Source organism: Parendozoicomonas sp. 2304DJ65-17 (genome assembly GCF_058148445.1).
This window is the reverse complement of record NZ_JBYVJV010000005.1, coordinates 295,484-315,142: the sequence shown is the minus strand read 5'-3', so window position 1 is coordinate 315,142 and position 19,659 is coordinate 295,484. Positions and strand designations below refer to the sequence as shown.

Here is a 19,659-nt window from a genome sequence, read left to right as displayed (position 1 = left end):
CAGTGCGGGAAGTCTAACGTGGTGATACGGCCAGTACCACCACGCAGATATAGCGGTGATTAAATAGGCTTCAAAGGGTCTTCTCCATAGTAAGCCCGGCGCAGTATCTCCTTAATTTCTGAAATCAATGGATAGCGAGGGTTCGCAGGTGTGCATTGATCATCAAAGGCTGCCTCAGATAGCGCATCCAAATGAGTCAGGAATTGATCTTCCGGAACACCTGCTTCTTTCAAGGATGAAGGAATACCGACATCCCGCTTCAACTCTTCGATCGCAGTAATCAGATTTAAAACCTTTGCCTCATTATCTTTACCACCCAGTTTCAAATGATCCGCCACAGAGGCATACCGACACTTGGCGATAGGGCGATCATATTGTGGGAAGGCCGCTTGCTTGGTGGGGTTGTCTGTTGCGTTGTAGCGAATCACATAACTGATCAGCAACGCATTTGCGAGGCCGTGGGCCAGCTTGAATTCACTGCCAATCTTATGAGCCATAGAGTGGCAGATACCGAGGAAAGCATTGGCAAACGCCATACCGGCAATCGTTGCAGCATTGTGCATCTGCTCACGGGCTTTTGGATTGCAGGCACCTTCCTGACAGGCAGGACGCAGCCATTCAAAAATCATTGCTGTTGCCTGCAGGCAATGACCGTCTGTGTAAGGTGTTGCCAGCACGGAAACGTAGGCTTCCAGAGCATGGGTTAATGCATCAATGCCACCCCAGGAAGTGAGGGTGCGTGGCATTTGCATCACCAGATCAGCATCAACAATGGCAATATCTGGGGTCAGCTCATAATCCGCCAGTGGGTATTTGACGCCGGTCTTTTCATCGGTGACTACCGCAAAAGGGGTAACTTCCGAACCGGTTCCCGAGGTTGTGGGAATAGCAACAAACTTGGCTTTTTCTCCCAGTTTCGGGAAGTGATAAATACGCTTGCGAATATCCATAAACCGGAGCGCCAGCTCTTCAAAGCGTACGTCTGGATGTTCGTACATGACCCACATGATCTTGGCGGCATCCATTGGCGAACCACCACCAAAGGCAATAATTACATCGGGCTGGAAGTCATTCATCATGGCGGTACCTTCAGCCACAATGCCTAGCGTTGGGTCAGCTTCCACACCGGAGAACACTCTTACCGCAATACCATGCTGGCGCAGAACCCCGGTTACCTGACTGGCCATACCACTGCTGGCGAGGAAAGCGTCGGTGATAATGGCGGCACGTTTGCAGCCATTCAAATCTTCAAGGGCAACCGGCAGGCAACCACGGTTGAAGTACACAGATTCTGGCAGCTTGTGCCACAGCATGTTTTCGCGCTTCATGGCTACTGTCTTGACATTAATCAGGTGTTTGACGCCAACATTTTCACTGATGGAGTTCCCGCCCCAGGAACCACATCCCAGAGTCAGGGATGGGGCCAGCTTAAAGTTGTACAGATCACCAATCGCACCCTGGGATGCCGGCATATTCACCAGAATGCGGGCGGTTTTCATGGCCTGACCATATTCTTCCAGACGTTTGGTTTCCCGATCCTGATCGGTATAAAGCACCGATGTATGACCAATACCGCCAAGGGCAACCAGTTCCGCCGCTATCCGAGTGGCATCGGTAAAGTTTTTAGCTTTATACATGGCCAGAGTGGGAGAGAGCTTTTCGTGGGCAAACGGCTCTTTCTCTGAAGAATCTGAAACTTCGGCAATCAGTATCTTGGTTTCTGGTGGAACCTTGATACCGGCAAGCTCAGCAATTTTAACGGCGGACTGCCCAACAATTGCTGAGTTCAGCACGCCGTCCTTCAGCAGTATTTTGCCGACTTTATTGGCGTCTGCTTTTTTCATGACCAGGCCGCCATGATTAAGGAAGCGTTCACGGACTTTTTTATAAACACTGTCTACGACAATGACAGACTGCTCAGAGGCGCATACAACACCATTGTCGAAGGTTTTACTCATCAGTATTGAGCTAACGGCCTGCTTAATATCTGCCGTTTCATCAATAACTACCGGAGTATTCCCCGCCCCAACACCAATGGCAGGTGTACCTGACGAATAAGCCGCACGCACCATCCCTGGGCCACCGGTGGCAAGAATCAAGCTGATGGACGGATGTCGCATAAGCTGGCTTGAAAGATCCACCGTTGGCTGTTCAATCCAGCCAATTACATTGGGTGGTGCGCCAGCTGCAGCTGCAGCGTCACGAACAATACGCGCCGCTGTACAGGTACTGTTTCGTGCTCGTGGGTGCGGAGAAAAGATAATGGCGTTGCGTGTTTTCAGGGCCAGAAGTGCTTTGAATATTGCGGTACTGGTTGGATTTGTTGTTGGCACAATACCTGCGATAACACCAATTGGTTCGGCCACTTTAATAATGCCGAAGGTTGGGTCTTCTTCCAGAATGCCGCAGGTTTTGTCGTCGCGATATTTGTTATAAATGTATTCCGAAGCAAAATGATTTTTGATCACCTTGTCTTCAATAATCCCCATCCCTGTTTCTTCCGCAGCCTGTTTGGCAAGGCTGACTCTGGCATCAGCAGCGGCCAAAGCCGCACTTCGGAAAATTGCATCAACCTGTTCCTGAGAAAAACTGGCGTATTGCTGCTGCGCTTCCTGTACGCAGGCAATAATTTGTTCAAGTTGCCGACTGTCGTCTGCTTTCATTTTGACGCCTCCCTGAAAGGGCGAAAAAGAATCCACGGAGAGGAGGTCACAGAATAGTCGAGAGTCAGCTGTTTCGATATGGGTCTATGGTTCCACTTTTGCTGCTGTGTAACGGTGTAGAACATATCAACTCATTGCCAAGCAGATTTTTCATACGCTTCTATACTGACCACGCCTTTGCTTCTGCCTTTAAGGAATAAGCATGATTAAACGGGGTCTTGCGGTATTTACATTTGCTCTTCTGTCCCTCCTTGTTGCCCGGGTTCAGGCTTCATGGCTGGTGGGGGTGGGCAAAAGTGATATTACCGGCCCTGCTGTAGAAATAGGCCTGTTGGGATATGGTGAGTCTTCCCAGATAGCAAGAGGCATCCATGATCGTATGTGGGCCAGAGCCTTTGTGGTTGCGGAACCTGTGACCCAGAAGCGGGTGGTGATTGTTGTACTCAATGCTGCGATGGTTTTTGGTGATGTCACCAGAGAGGTGATTCGTCGTCTCCAGCTTCAGTTCGGCCAGCTCTATCAGGATGGAAACATGCTGATACTGGCGGATCACAGCCACAGCACCAATGGTGGGCAGGGTGGCCATTTATTATTCAGCCTGGCTGTTCATGGTTTTTTCCCGGATGCTTTTGAGGCCATGGTTGGCGGGATTGTTGATTCTGTTGTTCAGGCTCACAAAAGCCTGGCTCCTGGAAGAGTTCTGATTAATCAGGGGGAGTTGTATAACGCCAACGCGAACAGATCCCTGAAAGCATTTCTGCGTAACCCGGAATCAGCGACCATGAAGTCTATCGATCCGGAAATGGTGGTCATGAGGTTTGAGCAGGGCACAACCCCTGTTGGAATGCTGGGCTGGTTTGCGACTCATGGTGTGTCTTTTCCTCAGAATAACTTGCTGATATCCGGTGATAACAAAGGTTATGCCGCCACATTGATGGAGGAAGAAATGGGTAATGGTTTCGTGGCCGCATTTCCCCAAACCAACTCCGGAGATATGACTCCCAATGTTTTTCTGGATGGCACCGGGCCGGGTTCAACACCGGAGGAAAGTGCGCGGATTATTGGGCGAAAGCAATTTGATAAAGGACTGCAACTGTTCAGTGAAGCCAGCAGTGAGATAACCGGAGACATTGACTGGCAACATGAGTATGTGGATTTTTCCCAACAAACAGTTTCTGAGCAATTAACTAATTTACCCCGGCCAGTAAGTACCTGCCCTGCAACGGCTGGCTATGGATTTGCTGCGGGAACAAGAGATGGGCGTCCCCGGCCCTGGCGCTTTTTTTTCAAGGAGGGGCACAAAGATCCCTATTTTCCCTGGACGACCATCAGTGGTTGGTTAACAGGGCTAACTCCTGAGATTTATGACTGCAACTCCCCCAAGGTATCTCTGTTGGCTCTGGGGGCTCCCCATCATTTTGAATATATAAACCGAATTGTTCGAACGGCGCTGGATGGCAGTGTTCCTCTGGAGCTCGCTAATTACAGTTGGGCTCCTGAGGTTTTACCTGTGTCGCTGGTTAAGTTAGGGGGGCTCGGTTTGCTTGGAGTGCCGGCAGAATTTACCCATATAGCCGGGCATCGTCTGAAGAAAACGGTTGAGGCCTCAGCCGGGGAGAAGTTTAACAAACTGATTCTGGCGGGTTATGCCAATGATTACAGCCTGTATGTCACAACGCCGGAAGAATATCAGGAGCAACTTTATGAAGGCGGGGCCACGCTGTTCGGGCCGTGGACTCTGCCAGCTTATCAACAGGTGTTTAGTCGCTTGTCAGAAAACCTGGTTCATCCGGGGACGTCCCCACGGTCTGAGGCTGTACCAGACAACCTGAATCAGTATTACCAGAATATTAAAGTGCCTGAGATTACTTGTGGCCAATATGAAGAGTATGGTCGTCTTTTGTCTGGTACCCCTGATGTGGCATGGACTGGACAAAAGGTTAAAGCCTGTTTTACCTCGACCCATCCCCGTCTCGCTGTGCGACGTTTAGAAACATTTCTTACCGTTGAAAAACTTGGCGTGAATAACCAGTGGTACAGGGTTGCGACGGATGATGACTGGGATACACGTTTTTACTGGCACTCGGACTACGCAGGAGCATCATCAGGGGAAGCCTGTGTCGAGTGGCATATTCCCTATGATACTTCAGATGGTGTGTATCGCCTTGGACATCACGGTATCTGGCGAAGCCCCCGAGGAGGAACGACTACTTATCATGGTTACACTCCAGGTTTTGCAGTCGCACAGGAAAGCCAGCGAGGTGCGATGCTGGTGCTTGCCAGGAAGATGTTGTCGACCCGTTGATCGAAGGCGATTTTAGGCAACACATCGTAGCGCAAGATTTCACTGACTTTCACGGTATACTCGGCTTTTTATCCACCGGGTGAGAACTGTTGAAACGCAATCGTTGCGCAAGATGTGAGCGACCTGTCTCTGTGTGTCTCTGTAAGGGGCTTGATGCTTTTTCTGCCCCTGTCGATATTGTTCTTCTGCAAACCCCAAGAGAACAGAAGCATGCGCTGAATACTGGTCGCATTGTTAAGCTGGGGGTAGAGAACTGCAGAGTTATTGTTGGCGAAAACTTTTCTAATAATGTCGAACTGAATGCTCTTTTGGATCAAGCAGAAGGTCGAACATGGCTTCTTTACCCTGATGAGCAGAGTTTGCCCCCTCAAGGAATAATGTCCTGCCAAACGCAATCAGTTGAAGGGGAGCAGCCTGTTGTTATTGTGCTCGATGCAACCTGGCGAAAGTCACGCAAAATGTTGCACCTTTGTCCCCGGCTTCGGGAGTTGCCCAAGGTTGCCCTGCCGGAAGACAGTGTATCCCGTTATCGTATTCGTAAGGTCCCCGGAGATGGATTTATCTCCACTGTTGAAGCGACAGTGGCTTTGCTTGGAGAGGTTGGGCATCCGCCGAAGTCCTGTCAGCAGATGCTTGATGCTTTTGACCGTATGATTCAGTTCCAGATTGACGCTATGGGAGAATCAACCTGGCAGGCGAATTACCTGAAAATCAACAGACTTTAGTTTTCAGGTAATGCATGCGGACTACGTGTCCAGATTTCCCGCATTAAACAAAGCTTATCTGTAACCATATATGGACACAGCTCAAGAGTGTCGTCAGGTAAGAGTTTAAAGCGTGTTGTGTAAATTGATCCGGAGTCGGGATCGAGAGCCGTTCCATACCAGACGTCTTTTTTCTTACTGCTTTTTTCCAAGTCTTCGAGAAAAACCATGCCCAGCTTTGGCTGGTCTTTCCGCTCTCCCGGACACACTGTACAGATATCGCCCTGATCCTGAGGGCGGTGAAGGATCACGGCCTTTCCTTCCCATTTGCCGGTATCGTCCTGCGGATAAATATGCATGGTTGTATCGAGGTTACCGTCTTCATCCAGCATATCCCAAAGACCGGTAATACTGCTTGCCGAGAGCATTTGGGAACTCAGGCAGGCAGTAATAAAAACTGAGAAGGTTAGCTTTCTGTAGCTCATATGATCTCCGTAACAATGTGTTTTTTTGGGTGATTCCCCTGAAAAAAGCCGGGAAAGTGTAGACCTCTCCTTGTGAAAAAGCGTAAGGCCATCTATATCCACTGCCGCAAAACATTATTTGAGTGGGGAGGTGGCCGCCATGGCGGACTTGCGGGGGATCTGCTTTGCTATCGCGGGCATTGTGGCTGGCGACGCATTTATCAGTCAGGACAGTCTGGCCAATGGTATTTCTGTCGATGAAATGACTGTGCGCAGGCTGGGGGATGCTTTCTCTGGTGGAGCCGCAGAAACCTCTGATGCCAGTGCGGTGTGGTACAACCCGGCTGCCATTACCCGGCTGCAAGGCAGGGAAGTGACTGGTGGCTTAATCGCTATTCCCCATGAAACCCGTTTTGATGGCCGGGTTTATTATGTTGAAGATGGCGACCCGGTGTCCGGACATAATAAAACCTGGACGGGTACCGAAGTTATTCCCAATTTCTACAGTGCATTCCCAATAGCCGATCGCTGGTGGCTGGGAGTAGGTGTTAACTCGCCCTGGGGTACTGGCACTGAGTTTGATAAAACCTGGGTTGGGCGTTACCAATCTATTGAGAGTGAACTGCTCACAGTAAACCTGCTGACAGTTGTAGGCTGGCAGGTTACAGATCAACTGTCTCTTGGCGCAGGCCTGATCACTGAGTACGCAGATGGCAAGATTGAACGGGCAATTCCCGCAACTGATCAGGATGGCCGGTTTAAAAGTGACGGTGACGATACCAGCTTTGGATTTACCTTTGGCCTTTTCTATAAGCCTCTACCAGACTGGCAGTTTGGCCTGAATTACCGCAGCGCTATTAAGCATACCCTTGAAGGCAAGATGGAAGTGCGATTGCCTGAAGAAATGTTGCCGATGACCGGATCAACGTTTGAACGAACCGATGGGCGTCTGAAACTGGATATTCCTGAAACATTTTCTGTCAGTGCCATTCATAACTTAACTCCGGATTGGAGTCTCAAAGCTGATGCAACCTGGACCCGCTGGAGCCGGTTTGATGAACTGGTTTTTGAACCTAAAACCACCAGTGGTAAGTTGATCAACAAATCTGAAGTTCAGGTGATGGACTGGCATGATGTCTGGCGTTTTGCTTTAGGTACAGAGTACAAGTTAAACCCTCGCTGGACAGTTCGCGCTGGAATGGCCTACGACGATTCTCCTACACCGAATCATACGGCAACCGTTGATTTTGCCGTGGGAGATTACAAGGCAGTATCTATAGGTGCGACCTGGGAGTGGAGCAAAGATCTGGCGGTAGATATGGCATTTCAACATACCTGGACAACCCGTCGGACGATTCATGAGAATGTAAAAGATTTGTCTGGATCGGTAGCCATTAAAGCGGATGGTGAAGTGACTAACCGCATCAACAGTATTGGTGTAGGTTTGCGCTGGCGGTTCTAATGCTTTTTCTGCTCTCGTGTTAACATAGTTTTGCAGAGCAGAAGATGAGGTCGGCGGGATGGAAGTACAGAACAGAATTCAGCAGAAACTGGAACAGGCACTAAAGCCGGATCACCTGCATGTTGAGAACGAAAGCCACATGCACAATGTGCCAGCTGGCTCGGAATCGCACTTTAAAGTGGTGATTGTCAGCAATACATTTGCAGGGCAGATGCCCGTTAAACGGCACCAGCAGGTTTACCAGGTGCTTGCAGAAGAACTACAAAGTGGTGTTCATGCTCTGGCGCTGCATACTTACACTCCTCAGGAGTGGGAAGTGGTCAATCGGCAGTCTCCTGACAGTCCTAACTGTCTTGGAGGCAGTAAAGCCGGATAAACCGGTTTCGTAAAAATCCTATAAATCACCCTGAAAGCCCGGACAATGCTCCGGGCTTTCCTTTTTTGTAAAGATGCTCCCCGTGTTTTGATATACATCAGCTAAACAGAAAATACACAGAACAACGCCCTTAATTGGTCGTTGAGCACCGTGGTAGTTTCCCCGCACCAGTCAGGGTAGGAATCCTTTTTGAAATGTTTTCAAAGAGTATCCCTAGGGCCACCCGAGCTGAATCCTGGTTGTAATTACAAATAGGGGGAGAGTATGGCTGCCGATGGAGCTCTGGAAAGATATTTCCAGCTGAAAGCCAATGGTACCAATGTAAGAACGGAGGTGATTGCAGGTTTCACCACGTTTATGACCATGGCGTACATTCTGATCGTCAACCCGTTGATATTGAAAGATGCCGGAATGGATTTCGGGGCCGTGTTCACGGCAACCACCATTTCCGCGATTATCGGTACATTGGTAATGGCACTCTGGGCAAAACTGCCTTTTGCTCTTGCTCCCGGTATGGGACTGAATGCCTTCTTTGCCTATGGTGTTGTTCTGGGAATGGGATATTCCTGGCAGATGGCACTGACCGCAATTCTGCTGGAAGGTATTATCTTCCTGATTCTGACTGCCTTTAATATCCGTGAAGCCATTGTTAACAGTATTCCGCTGAGCCTGAAGAAGGCTGTTTCCTGCGGTATTGGTTTGTTTATCGCATTTATTGGCCTGCAGAACGCCGGTATTGTTGTCGATAACCCAGCCACTCTGGTTACCGTTGGCCCCCTGATGGATCCCAAGCCTTTGCTGGCCTTGCTGGGTATCCTGATTACCGGCGTTTTGCTGGTGAAGGATGTGAGCGGTGCACTGTTGATTGGCATTGTTGCTGCAACAGTTATCGGCATTCCTATGGGCGTGACCTCCATGCCCGATTTCAGCAATGGCATGGCTCCACCAGATATTTCTCCAATCATGTTCCAGTTTGAGTGGGACAAGGTGTTCTCTGCCGATATGGCAATTATCCTGTTCACCTTCCTGTTTGTGGATATGTTCGACACAGTTGGTACTTTGGTGGGTGTATCTACCAAGGCTGATATGTTGGATGAAAATGGTGAAGTACCACGTTGTAAGCAGGCGCTGTTTGCTGACGCCATCGCAACCACTGCCGGAGCTTGTCTGGGTACCAGTACAGTAACAACCTTCGTTGAAAGTGCTGCTGGTGTATCCGCCGGTGGTCGTACAGGCCTGACTTCCCTGACAGTTGCTGGCTTGTTCCTCGTAGCTCTGTTCCTGTCACCACTGTTCCTGATGGTTCCAGGTGCTGCCACTGCGCCAGCTCTGGTACTGGTGGGTCTGTTTATGCTGTCGCCAATCAAGGATATTGATCTGGAAGATTACAGCGAATCTATCCCAGCCTTCCTGACTGTGCTGTTTATGCCTCTCACCTACAGCATCGCTGAAGGTATTATTGTTGGTATGCTGTCTTACATTATTCTCAAGGTACTGACTGGCCACTCCAGGCAGGTCAGCATCGTATCTTATATTGTTGGCGCGCTTTGCCTGACCAAGATTGTGATGTAAACCGTACGACCTGATAGAAAAAAGCCCGAACTGTTTTAAGCAGGCCGGGCTTTTCTTTTACTCGCCAATTATCAGCGAGTGGTGTGCAAGCCACACTCACGATTACCGAGAACTTTGGTTGGGTCAAAGTAGTCTTCTTCAATCGGCAGATCGTTTTCCACCAGATACTCTTCCAGGTCCAGTTCTGTCCAGTAAAACAGTGGGGCAACTCTGAGCAGGCCATCCTGAGTTTCTGTGAGGATATCCAGGTTCTGGCGGAATGCTGTCTGCTCCTGGCGAATCGCAGTCAGCCAGACATCCGGTGCATGTTCTTTCATCGCCCGGTTAAAGGGTTCCAGTTTAACTTCCTGAGTAAATGCATCATGTTCCGGAGTATCAACTTCAGGAATTCCACCATGTACCGCTTCACGGTAGGCCCGGCTGTATTGTGGGTGGTAAACGTGAACGTTCAGGTTCAATGAGCTAATCAGCTGCTGTGCAAACTTATAGGTTGCCGCTGTGCCATAACCAGAATCAATCCAGATAACAGGGATATCCGGCTTTTGCTGAACAGCAAGATGAAGAATCGCTGCTTCGTGAGGGCCGAAGTTAGTAGTGATTACCGGGTTTTTCGCATCAGCCAGAACGGCTTGGATAATCTCTTCCGGTGATTTGCCTTTTAAGCTGGCGCTCTGTTCCTGAAGGGTCTGTGTCATTGTCTTTCGTTGTTGTTGGTCGTTCTGGAGTGTCGCTCACTATAAAAGCCTGCACTGGCGGAGTCTACGAATAAGAGCTTCTATTAATAGTGCGATTTAGTATATGGATATGTTCTAATCGGGATAAGAAAGACGGCTTTGGACGTCTGACATAACAATAGATCAGGGATGCTTTTTTGAGCTTTTCACATACTTATAACTGGCAGCGTATTCGCCAGATTGTTCTTGGTTTTAAAAAAGAGCTGGTCGTTGCCAACTGTGTTGCCGTTTTAGCCACGCTGGCCAGTGTGCCAACACCTTTATTGTTACCTCTGCTTGTTGATGAAGTTTTGCTGGAACAGCCTGGCCTGGTGGTGAATTCTATTTCACCCCTCATACCAGGGGAGTGGTCAACACCCGGTTTTTATATAGCCCTGTTACTGTTGGTCAGTATTACTTTGAGAATTCTGGCATTGGTATTCAATGTCTGGCAGTCCCGCCAGTTTACAGTGATATCCAAGGAAGTGACTTACAGGATTCGCGCCAGCCTGCTGAAGAAGCTGGAACGCATTTCTATGAAAGAGTACGAAACGCTGGGGAGTGGTTCCGTCTCTGCCCGCCTGGTGACTGATTTAAATACTATTGATCAGTTTATTGGCTCAACAGTCAGCCGACTGCTGGTGGCATTTCTAACGCTGGTGGGAACAGCTGCCATTCTTTTGTGGATGCACTGGCAACTGGCATTGCTGATTCTGGTTTTGAACCCAATTGTGATTTATTTCACTGCCAAGCTAGGCAAGCAGATCAAAAACCTGAAGCAGCAGGAAAACAAAGCCATCGATGTTTTTCAGCAGACATTAACGGAGACCCTTAGTGGTATTCAGGAGATTCGGGCAGCGAATCGGGAAAAACATTATCTGGCTCGGTTGATGGATCGCGCCCGGAATGTGCGGGACAGTGGCACAGAGTTTTCCTGGCGTAACGACGCTTCAAACCGCCTGAGTTTTATGTTGTTCGTTGTGGGGGTGGATGTGTTCCGGGCTGCGGCCATGATGGCAGTTGTTATGTCTGACCTCAGTATTGGTCAGATGTTCGCGGTTTTCGGTTATCTCTGGTTTATGCTCACTCCAGTTAATGAACTGCTGGAAATGCAGTATGGGCTTTATGCTGCCAATGCTGCGTTAGGGCGTATTAATACTTTGCTGGAGTTGAATGAAGATGTACGCACCTCTTCAGGAGTGAATCCGTTCAACGGTAAAACCACTGTTCCTGTAGAAGTACGTGATCTGCACTTTTCCTATGGTGAGTCGCCAGTTCTAAAAGGTGTTTCTTTGTCCGTTGCCTCCGGAGAGAAAGTAGCACTGGTAGGAGCCAGTGGTGGAGGCAAATCCACACTGGTGAAAGTTCTTCTTGGTCTGGCCAGCCCCGAGAGCGGTGATGTGTGTTATGGCGGGGTTTCCATTGACCAGTCTGGTGTCGACAATGTGCGGGAAAATGTGTCTATCGTGCTTCAGCACCCGGCTCTGTTTGATGCTTCGGTTCGGGAAAATTTAACTCTGGGAAGAGAGGCTGATGATGCGGCACTCTGGCAGGCACTGAAAGTTGCTCAATTGGATGATTATATTCAACAACTTGATCAGGGGCTGGATACCCGTGTTGGTAATAATGGTGTTCGTTTATCGGGTGGTCAGCGACAGCGTCTGGCTATTGCCCGCATGATTATCAGCAATCCGAAAGTTGTTATTCTGGATGAGGCGACTTCTGCTCTGGATGCAGATACCGAGTTTCGTTTGCATCAGGCGCTGGAAGATTTTCTGGCTCATCGGACGTCCATCATCATTGCTCACCGCCTCAGTGCGGTAAAGCAGGCTAATCGTGCTTATGTTTTTGAAGATGGTGTTATCAGTGAGGCGGGCAGCCATGAGCAGTTATTGATGCAGAATGGTTTGTATGCCCGCTTGTATGGTGATCTTCAAAGCCATAAAAGAACCGCATAACTCACTACTTTGGTTTTGTTGGGTTACGCCGCTTTGCGGCTAACCCAACCTACGATGACTTGGGTTTCTTCTTTCTCTTGAGTTCTGTGCAGATAAAGAAGGGCGCTTCCCGAACAGTTTTTATTGGCCAGCAATTCATGTGGTGTTTGATAACAGGCTTTTTATCCTGAATATAAACGCCGAGATCAATGGGTTGCTCGCCAGCAAAAGGGGCAGCCATGTTGTAGGTGTTAAGTACCTGGTCAATCTTGATGCCAATGGTGGTGAAATTGCGGTGGCTCTGATTGTAGGGACGCTGACTTTTTATTGTTGAACTCAGTACGGTAATAAGCTCAGATAATGCACTTGGGCTCATGGCATTCCGAAAAGCATTCTCATTAATGTCGTTGGCTATATTGAGCATGTGTCCGAGTGCCTTATCGATATGCCCTCGCAATGATGACCAGTCTATGGATGTCAGATAGGTATCCATCAGCTCTAATGTATTAATAAACTCGCTCAAAAAAGCCAGAGCTTCCAGAGCTGATTCATAAGGTGTGTCCAGCGCCTGCCCTGTTTCCATACCGGCCATAGTGATGCTGGCGTATTCCGCTATGTGCCAGGCATATTGTTGAGTCTGGGCAATGGCAAGAGTGTCCGTCGCCAAGAGCAGTAGCTGGTTTTCCAGTGCGTAGATCAGGATATCATCCCGGCTTTTCAAAAGGCTCTCTTGCACCGGGCGCATCATGGCTGGGTATTTCGGAAGGTTATTTCTCCGGTAAGCCAGTCGTTCAATAAACTGTTTGCGGGAGCCAATATCTGGTGGGGTCTGGTAAAGATGTTCTGTTGCATCCCCCTGAAAATCCCTTTCTGTTCGATACATGACAGGAATTGCGCCAGAATGCGCTGTAGAGGCAGTTATAATCATCACCGAAGGAAGAATCACTCGCGAGAAAAAACTCATGGTTGTTGCCACCCCGAGTTGAATGTTGTTTTAAAAGACCAGATAAAAGGCGGGTTGGTTCAGGGATTTCTGTAATGATTTATCTCTGTTCAGGTTACAGAAAGATGCAGAGCGTGACGGATTGGGGAGAGAGTATGGCAGAGGAAGATTACAAGGCACCGGTGGTAACCATCACCTATTGCACTGGGTGTAACTGGTTGCTCAGAGCCGGGTGGATGGCCCAGGAATTGTTACAAACCTTTTCTACGGATCTTGGAGAGGTTCGCCTTATTCCTGGTTCCGGTGGTGTATTTCAGGTCACAGTAAACGGTGATCAGGTCTGGGAAAGAAAAGCCGATGGTGGTTTCCCCGATGCCCGTGAGCTGAAACGCAGGGTGCGGGATCGTATTGACCCTGAACGCTCGCTAGGCCATATAGACCGGACTTAAATCCGGTCATCAGACACCAAGTACTGTTTGTTTCCGGCTGTCCCATACCTTTTCGTGGATAAAGTAGGCAACGGTGTTACATGCCGGTTCTACAAGGGCAACCATGCCACCAATGGCCAGGCTGCCGGTCATCAGGTAAACAATAGAAAAGCCAACTGTGAAGTGGACGGCTGCAAATGATGCTGTTTTTGCCATGACACCCTCCATAACCTGTTTCTTAGAGTTGCTTGTCTTGAGGTTATGGTAGGGCTTTTTATTTGATGAGTAGATTTAATTAATTCTATCTATTTGGTAGGTTTTGGCTATCAGGCCCAGCCGGACTTCTTGCGTCGTGGTTGCAGCATAGGGGCAATAAAGCCCAGAAGCAGACCAAATAATAGGGTCCCGGCACCATACAGATACCATTGCTGTTCTGAAGAATCAGCCAATTGCTGGTTGGTGCTTTGCAGGGTTTGCAGCTCATTCATCAGTTGTTCATTTGCTAACACCAGTTCCCGGTTGCGCTTATCAAGATCAATGCTCTTGGCAGAAATGGCTTTAATACGGGCCAGTTCTTCCTGCAGATTACTCGCGGTACGATCGCTGGAAGTCAGAGATGCCGTGGCTTCCTTCAGGGAAGATTCTGTTTCTTTTAATTTCTGGGTAAGAGTGGCTGTCTGCTGTTTCAAACGTGAAGTTTCATCCTGGGCGGCTTTCAATTGGGCGGCAGCAGGAGGCTCAAACAGAACATATTGTCCAGGAACATAGCCTTCCTGGCCGCCCTGAGTGGTGACCTTGTAGTAACCGTCTACAGGTTCTTTCTCTACCAGAATAAGTGGGGTGCCTGTTTTCAGGGCACGGTTCACAATGCGGAAGCTGCCGCCAGGGCCAGAACGCAGGGGAACATACAGCGTGTCAGAAATGTAAACGGTTTCTGCTGCTGCAAAGGAAGGCAGAGTCAAGATAACCATTAATAGTGGGATAAGGCGTTTCAAGTCCGGTCTCCGTATAAATAAGTAAATGCAGCTCTCCCGTAAACGGTGGCTGCATTTTCTGAATCTGTTTTGTGATGAAATTCTTAACACACATCTATCGGGACTACAAAAAATGCCGCCGAATGTGTGATGAATTTATTCCGGTTTGTCGCTGTGGGCGGGCTGGCCGTCCTGTAAGTGGCGATTCAGGAACATGAACTGGATGATAACGAAAGCAAAGGTGAGGATAAGGTTTCCAAACACCTTAAAGTCTACCCAAAAGTCTCCTGGTACCATAAAAGCCGCAAACCAGTTCGCTGCTCCCAACAGGGTAAAGAAAATAACCCAGCTGAAGTTTACCTTGTACCACACCTCCTGAGGGAGCTTCATGGCATGGGACAGCATGCGCTCAATAATGGTTTTGCTTCCAATAAACTGACTGGCCAGAAAAACTACAGCAAAGACCCAGTTAACGATGGGCGCTTTCCATTTCAGGAAGGTTTCATCTCGGAACATAACAGTCATGGAGCCCAGAATCATAACGGCGGCCAGGGTGAAAATCTGGCCTTTTTCCAGGGACTTCTGCTTAAACCAGAGCAACCCGTAAACAATAACGGAGGTGATGATCAGAATGGCTGTGGCACTGATAATACCGCCCAGTTCAAAGGTCTGACCAAGGGCGGATACTTCCCGTGGATCCATCTTGGCCACGATGAAGAAAATAATCAGGGGCAGGAAGTCGATAAATTGTTTCATGCAAAAATCTGGTTAATCGGCGACAATCGCCAATATCTCCTTCAAAATTCGTGCCTCTAGTGTAAAGCCACTTCCGGTCGGGATAAAGAACAGACATGTCACAAAAAGTAGACTTCCACTGCCACAGTACCGCCTCAGATGGGGTTTTATCCCCGGCGCAGCTTCTGGAAAGGGCGATTGGCGCAGGCGTGGACTGTCTGGCACTGACCGACCATGACACCGTTGCCGGTACCCGCTGGCTGGTGGAAAAGGGGGTTCCTGAAACTATTCAACTGATCCCCGGGTGTGAGCTATCAACAGTCTGGGGCTCCCGTGAAATTCATATTGTGGCCCTGGGGTTTGAACTGGATAACCCGGATGTTCAGGATTTTCTGGCTGCTCAGGGTAGAGCTCGCTGGCAGCGTTGTGAGCGGATTGCTGACAAAGTATCCAGACGGTTACCGGATTACACTGCCGAACAGTGTCTGGAAGGTGCGCTGGAACAGGCTCGTTTAGCCCAGCGGGAAACCGATGAGAGTTTTACCCTGCCGGACTCTGAAGTGCAGGTTGGCCGCCCTCATTTTGCCGGATGGATGGTTCAGGAAGGTATTACTGGCGATCGTAATAGCGCCTTTGACAAATACCTGAGTGCCAAACGTATCGGTAACGCCAAACAGTTTTGGCCTCATATGGCGGATGCTGTTAAAGCAGTACTGAGCTGGGGCGCTGTGCCGGTACTGGCACATCCGGGACGTTACCGGATGACTGGAATGAAACTTCAGGAAGTGATCCGTGCTTTTGCCGAAGCTGGTGGTCAGGCGATGGAAGTACTTGGCTGTCAGCAACCGCGTGGTGAGCGGGAAACCATGGCCCGTTATTGTGAAAAGTTTGATCTTCACGCTTCCATGGGCAGCGATTTTCATGGCCCGTGGAATGATTATGTAGAACTTGGTCGCCTTGGGCCTTTACCAGAAAATTGTCGTTCAATCACAGAATTGCTGGAAATCGATTAACCTAGGGTGTGTTCACAATTAAACATCGAACTCAGCATTCTCAAAAGTTTCTAGGGATAGGCGCAGTTCCGCTGGAATGCTGATTGCCTTTCAAGGGACTGCAACGCAGCCATAGAAACTTTTGGGAATGCCCTTCGGGTGGCTCTGAATGCCATCATTCGTGGTGTCAGGCTTGCTCAATGTAGAATAACTACGATTTTCACAAGCCTTTCTAACGCCTGACGGCATTCAGAGCCACTGAGTCGTATGTTTAATTGTGAACACACCCTAGGTTACCTTGCATAATTGAAATCCTCTCATAAGCTCACTGTTTCGCTTTTCCTGTGAGTGTCAGGGTCGTGTCCGAGAATTATTCTTCGAATAAGCCAGTTTCGTTTACACGCTGGCGTTGGGCTCTCCTTCTGGTGATGGTGTTTGGTTTTACTGTTTTGGGTGTGCTGACAGTGAAAGTGCATCATGACGCGCCGCCGATTCCTGAACAGGTTGTAACTCCGACGGGTATGATTCTATTTACCGGTGAGGATATTACTGCCGGGCAGCAGGTGTTTCTCAAATACGGTTTGATGGATAACGGCACTATCTGGGGGCATGGCGGTTATCTTGGGCCAGACTTTTCTGCCCAGTATCTCCACAGCCTTGCGGATACCACTCAGCGGTTTATGGCTCGGGAAGAGTTTGGCAAACCTGTTGCACAGTTGGAGCCCGGAGAAAAAGTTCTGGTTGATGCCTCTGTTGTTTCCATACTGAAAGAAAACAGATACGACAGTGCGACAAAGGTCTTGTATCTAAGCGACCCGGAAGTTGAGTCTTTTGAAACCCAGATACTATGGTGGGAGCAGTATTTCTCCCATCCGGATAATAACGGTGGCTTGCCTGCAAATTATATTCAGAGTCCGGAAGAACTGCGGGAGCTGGTAGCTTTTTTCTCATGGACAGCCTGGGCCTCGGTGACTAATCGCCCTGGCGAGAGTTATTCCTACACGAATAACTTTCCCTACGACCCTTCAGTTGGCAACCTTCCCACCGGCCCGACCTTGTTATGGAGCGCTATCAGTTTGGTATTTCTGCTGGGTGGTATAGGCGTTGTACTGTTGGCGTTTGGCAAGTTTGATTATTTAGGGTGGGGCGACACAGGCAACCATTCTGTTCCAACCCTGATACCGGGCGAAGTCACTGCAGGGCAGCGGGCAGTGCTGAAATATTTTGCTGTGGTGGGGCTGCTGTTTCTGGTGCAAACCGTAGTTGGTGGCGCAACAGCTCATTACCGTGCTGATCCGGGCAGTTTTTATGGTGTGGATATTTCTTCCTGGATGCCCAGTAATATTCTGCGAACCTGGCACCTGCAGCTGGCTATATTCTGGATTGCTACAGCTTATGTCGCTGGTGCTCTTTTTCTTGCTCCGATACTTGGCGGTCGTGAACCGGGCAAGCAGGCATTTGGTATACACCTTCTTTTCTGGGCATTAGTGGTTGTTGTTGCAGGTAGCCTGATTGGTGAGTGGGCTGGTTCGCTACAAATGTTGCCTGATCTCTGGTTCTGGATTGGTCATCAGGGTTGGGAGTATTTGGAACTTGGGCGGTTCTGGCAGATTCTTCTGGCAATAGGTTTATTATTTTGGTTTTTCCTTGTGTTCAGGGCTGTTGCGCCTTCGTTTAAAGATGTTGACCAGAAGGAAATGAGTTATCTGTTTGTTCTTTCTGCTTTGGCTATTCCGGTTTTCTACCTGCCCGCTATGTTCTTTGATGGAGAGACGCATTTCTCCATTGTTGATACCTGGCGCTTCTGGATTATCCACTTATGGGTGGAAGGTTTCTTTGAGTTATTTGTTACTGTGCTGGTAGCCGTTATTCTGCACCGGTTGGGTGTGGTGCGCAGGGAAACGGCTACCCGGGTCATTTATCTGGATGCCATTCTGTACTTTGGAGGTGGACTGATCGGAACTGGGCACCACTGGTATTTCACTGGCCATACCAATATGAATATGGCGTTTAGTGCCGTGTTCTCTGCGCTGGAAGTTGTTCCTCTCACCCTGATTACTCTGGATGCTTGGGATTTTGTAAAGCTGACTCGCAGCCGTAATGGAGGTGAGAGTTTCTCGATTCCCCATAAATGGACTTTTTACTTTCTGATGGGCGTTGGTTTCTGGAACTTTACCGGAGCAGGTGTTTTCGGTTTTCTAATCAACCTGCCTATTGTCAGTTATTACGAAATGGGAACCCAGCTGACTCCTAATCATGGTCATGCAGCGATGATGGGAGTTTTCGGTATGCTGGCCTTAGGGTTGATGGTGTTCTGTTTGCGGCAAGTCGCTTCTGATGCCGTATGGCAAAAACTGGAAAAATATATCCGGGCTTCGTTCTGGGGGCTGAATATTGGTTTGGCCTGTATGTTGTTTTTCAGCCTGTTTCCCGGTGGAGTTATGCAACTGCTGGATGTGCTTGAAAACGGCTACTGGCACGCCCGGAGTCTTGAGTACACAGGTCAGGCAATGCCAAGACTCTATGAGTGGTTGCGCTTGCCCGGCGATGTGATTTTTATTGTTTTCGGTGTGTTGCCTATTGCAATTGCAGGATGCATTGGATATTCACACCTGAGAAAAGGCGATTAATAAAAAATACATGGCCATCGACTGATAGGCGTAATCTGTTTTTCTGGAAACCTTCTTCTGATGTTGTAACTGGCTTATACTTCAGCCGCCTCCGGGAGCCCTCCCGGTTTCTCCAAGGAATACCCTGTGAGCCAGTTTTTTCAGATCCACCCTGATAACCCTCAGGCGCGTCTCATTCGACAGGCTGTTGCCATTCTCGAGCAGGGTGGTGTGATCGCATACCCAACAGATTCGGCTTATGCTCTTGGGTGTCGCATCGGTGATAAAAAAGCTGTTGAACGCATACGGCAGATTCGCCGTTTGGATGAACGTCATAATATGACATTGGTATGCAGGGATTTGTCAGAACTGGCTACTTACGCAAAAGTTGGTAACTCAGATTATCGGCTATTGAAAGCGGCGACTCCCGGCGCTTATACCTTTATTCTCCCCGCGACTTCGCAAGTACCAAGACTGGTGATGCACCCTAAGCGTCGTACCATTGGTATTCGTGTGCCGGAGCATAATATTGTCAGCGCATTACTGGCTGATTTAGGTGGCCCCTTGTTGAGCTCGACTTTGCAAATGCCGGGCGATGAATTCCCTCTCACTGATCCTTACGATATCCGGGCAACCCTGGAACACCATCTTGATCTGGTGATTGATGGCGGTTTCTGTGGCATGGAGCCAACAACAGTTGTCAGCCTTGTGGATGATGCCCCCGAAATCTGGCGGGAAGGAAAAGGAAATCCGGACATCTTTCGCTGATCTCCGGATTTCTT

At 49.1% G+C, this 19,659-nt stretch carries 17 protein-coding genes; 10 read left to right on the top strand and 7 right to left on the bottom strand.

The features are described 5' to 3' along the window. Positions 1 to 59 precede the first annotated feature (59 nt). Positions 60 to 2,663: a bifunctional acetaldehyde-CoA/alcohol dehydrogenase gene (gene adhE, locus ACY2RR_RS15030; RefSeq protein ID WP_490108976.1), complete on the bottom strand. Its 2,604-nt coding sequence runs from the start codon at positions 2,661 to 2,663 to the stop codon at positions 60 to 62. 202 nt (positions 2,664 to 2,865) lie between these two features. Between adhE and ACY2RR_RS15025 the strand changes: the two genes are divergently transcribed. Beyond that, complete coding sequence (locus tag ACY2RR_RS15025) at positions 2,866 to 4,968, top strand: neutral/alkaline non-lysosomal ceramidase N-terminal domain-containing protein (protein ID WP_490108975.1); 2,103 nt, start codon at positions 2,866 to 2,868, stop codon at positions 4,966 to 4,968. An 89-nt stretch (positions 4,969 to 5,057) separates the two neighbouring features. Beyond that, positions 5,058 to 5,693 carry a tRNA-uridine aminocarboxypropyltransferase gene (locus ACY2RR_RS15020; RefSeq protein WP_490108974.1) on the top strand — a complete coding sequence of 212 codons (636 nt, stop codon included), beginning with the start codon at positions 5,058 to 5,060 and terminating at the stop codon, positions 5,691 to 5,693. Here the strand turns inward: ACY2RR_RS15020 and ACY2RR_RS15015 are convergent. Continuing rightward, positions 5,690 to 6,157: a DUF2147 domain-containing protein gene (locus ACY2RR_RS15015; RefSeq protein WP_490108973.1), complete on the bottom strand. Its 468-nt coding sequence runs from the start codon at positions 6,155 to 6,157 to the stop codon at positions 5,690 to 5,692. The two genes, ACY2RR_RS15020 and ACY2RR_RS15015, sit on opposite strands and share 4 nt — an antisense overlap. 139 nt (positions 6,158 to 6,296) lie before the next feature. On the opposite strand from ACY2RR_RS15015, the gene ACY2RR_RS15010 reads away from it, so the two are divergent. From ACY2RR_RS15010 to ACY2RR_RS15000, 3 genes are all read left to right on the top strand, one after another. Further along, on the top strand, positions 6,297 to 7,598 hold the full coding sequence (locus tag ACY2RR_RS15010; protein WP_490108972.1) for an OmpP1/FadL family transporter: 1,302 nt from the start codon (positions 6,297 to 6,299) through the stop codon (positions 7,596 to 7,598). 58 nt (positions 7,599 to 7,656) lie between these two features. Next, positions 7,657 to 7,974: a BolA family protein gene (locus tag ACY2RR_RS15005; protein ID WP_490108971.1), complete on the top strand. Its 318-nt coding sequence runs from the start codon at positions 7,657 to 7,659 to the stop codon at positions 7,972 to 7,974. Positions 7,975 to 8,238: 264 nt separating this feature from the next. Further along, entirely contained in the window at positions 8,239 to 9,546 is a 1,308-nt protein-coding gene (locus ACY2RR_RS15000) for an NCS2 family permease (protein WP_490108970.1), read from the top strand. 71 nt (positions 9,547 to 9,617) lie between these two features. On the opposite strand, the gene ACY2RR_RS14995 is transcribed toward ACY2RR_RS15000, so the two are convergent. Beyond that, positions 9,618 to 10,241, bottom strand: coding sequence for a phosphoadenosine phosphosulfate reductase domain-containing protein (locus ACY2RR_RS14995; protein WP_490108969.1), 624 nt, complete (start codon positions 10,239 to 10,241; stop codon positions 9,618 to 9,620). A gap of 176 nt (positions 10,242 to 10,417) precedes the next feature. Here ACY2RR_RS14995 and ACY2RR_RS14990 point away from each other — a divergent pair, with 176 nt between their 5' ends. After that, on the top strand, positions 10,418 to 12,217 hold the full coding sequence (locus ACY2RR_RS14990; protein WP_490108968.1) for an ABC transporter ATP-binding protein: 1,800 nt from the start codon (positions 10,418 to 10,420) through the stop codon (positions 12,215 to 12,217). 49 nt (positions 12,218 to 12,266) lie between these two features. Here the strand turns inward: ACY2RR_RS14990 and ACY2RR_RS14985 are convergent, their stop codons facing one another. Continuing rightward, positions 12,267 to 13,160 carry a hypothetical protein gene (locus ACY2RR_RS14985; protein ID WP_490108967.1) on the bottom strand — a complete coding sequence of 298 codons (894 nt, stop codon included), beginning with the start codon at positions 13,158 to 13,160 and terminating at the stop codon, positions 12,267 to 12,269. Between the two features lie 134 nt (positions 13,161 to 13,294). Here ACY2RR_RS14985 and ACY2RR_RS14980 point away from each other — a divergent pair, with 134 nt between their 5' ends. Further along, the gene (locus ACY2RR_RS14980) at positions 13,295 to 13,588 is read left to right on the top strand and encodes an Rdx family protein (RefSeq protein WP_490108966.1); all 294 of its coding nucleotides are present in this window, start codon (positions 13,295 to 13,297) and stop codon (positions 13,586 to 13,588) included. Positions 13,589 to 13,597: 9 nt separating this feature from the next. Here the strand turns inward: ACY2RR_RS14980 and ACY2RR_RS14975 are convergent, their stop codons facing one another. From ACY2RR_RS14975 to ispZ, 3 genes are all read right to left on the bottom strand, one after another. Beyond that, complete coding sequence (locus ACY2RR_RS14975) at positions 13,598 to 13,783, bottom strand: DUF2061 domain-containing protein (protein WP_490108965.1); 186 nt, start codon at positions 13,781 to 13,783, stop codon at positions 13,598 to 13,600. Positions 13,784 to 13,893: 110 nt separating this feature from the next. Next, complete coding sequence (locus tag ACY2RR_RS14970; RefSeq protein WP_490108964.1) at positions 13,894 to 14,562, bottom strand: TIGR04211 family SH3 domain-containing protein; 669 nt, start codon at positions 14,560 to 14,562, stop codon at positions 13,894 to 13,896. A gap of 135 nt (positions 14,563 to 14,697) precedes the next feature. Then, on the bottom strand, positions 14,698 to 15,297 hold the full coding sequence (gene ispZ / locus ACY2RR_RS14965) for a septation protein IspZ (protein WP_490108963.1): 600 nt from the start codon (positions 15,295 to 15,297) through the stop codon (positions 14,698 to 14,700). Between the two features lie 95 nt (positions 15,298 to 15,392). Between ispZ and ACY2RR_RS14960 the strand changes: the two genes are divergently transcribed. The 3 genes from ACY2RR_RS14960 (at position 15,393) to ACY2RR_RS14950 (ending at position 19,645) form a co-directional block, all read left to right on the top strand. Beyond that, positions 15,393 to 16,289 carry a PHP domain-containing protein gene (locus ACY2RR_RS14960; RefSeq protein ID WP_490108962.1) on the top strand — a complete coding sequence of 299 codons (897 nt, stop codon included), beginning with the start codon at positions 15,393 to 15,395 and terminating at the stop codon, positions 16,287 to 16,289. Positions 16,290 to 16,627: 338 nt separating this feature from the next. After that, the gene (locus ACY2RR_RS14955; protein WP_490108961.1) at positions 16,628 to 18,898 is read left to right on the top strand and encodes a nitric-oxide reductase large subunit; all 2,271 of its coding nucleotides are present in this window, start codon (positions 16,628 to 16,630) and stop codon (positions 18,896 to 18,898) included. 126 nt (positions 18,899 to 19,024) lie between these two features. Continuing rightward, a complete protein-coding gene (locus tag ACY2RR_RS14950; protein WP_490108960.1) occupies positions 19,025 to 19,645 on the top strand; it encodes an L-threonylcarbamoyladenylate synthase in 621 nt (206 codons plus the stop codon). Positions 19,646 to 19,659: the final 14 nt, after the last annotated feature.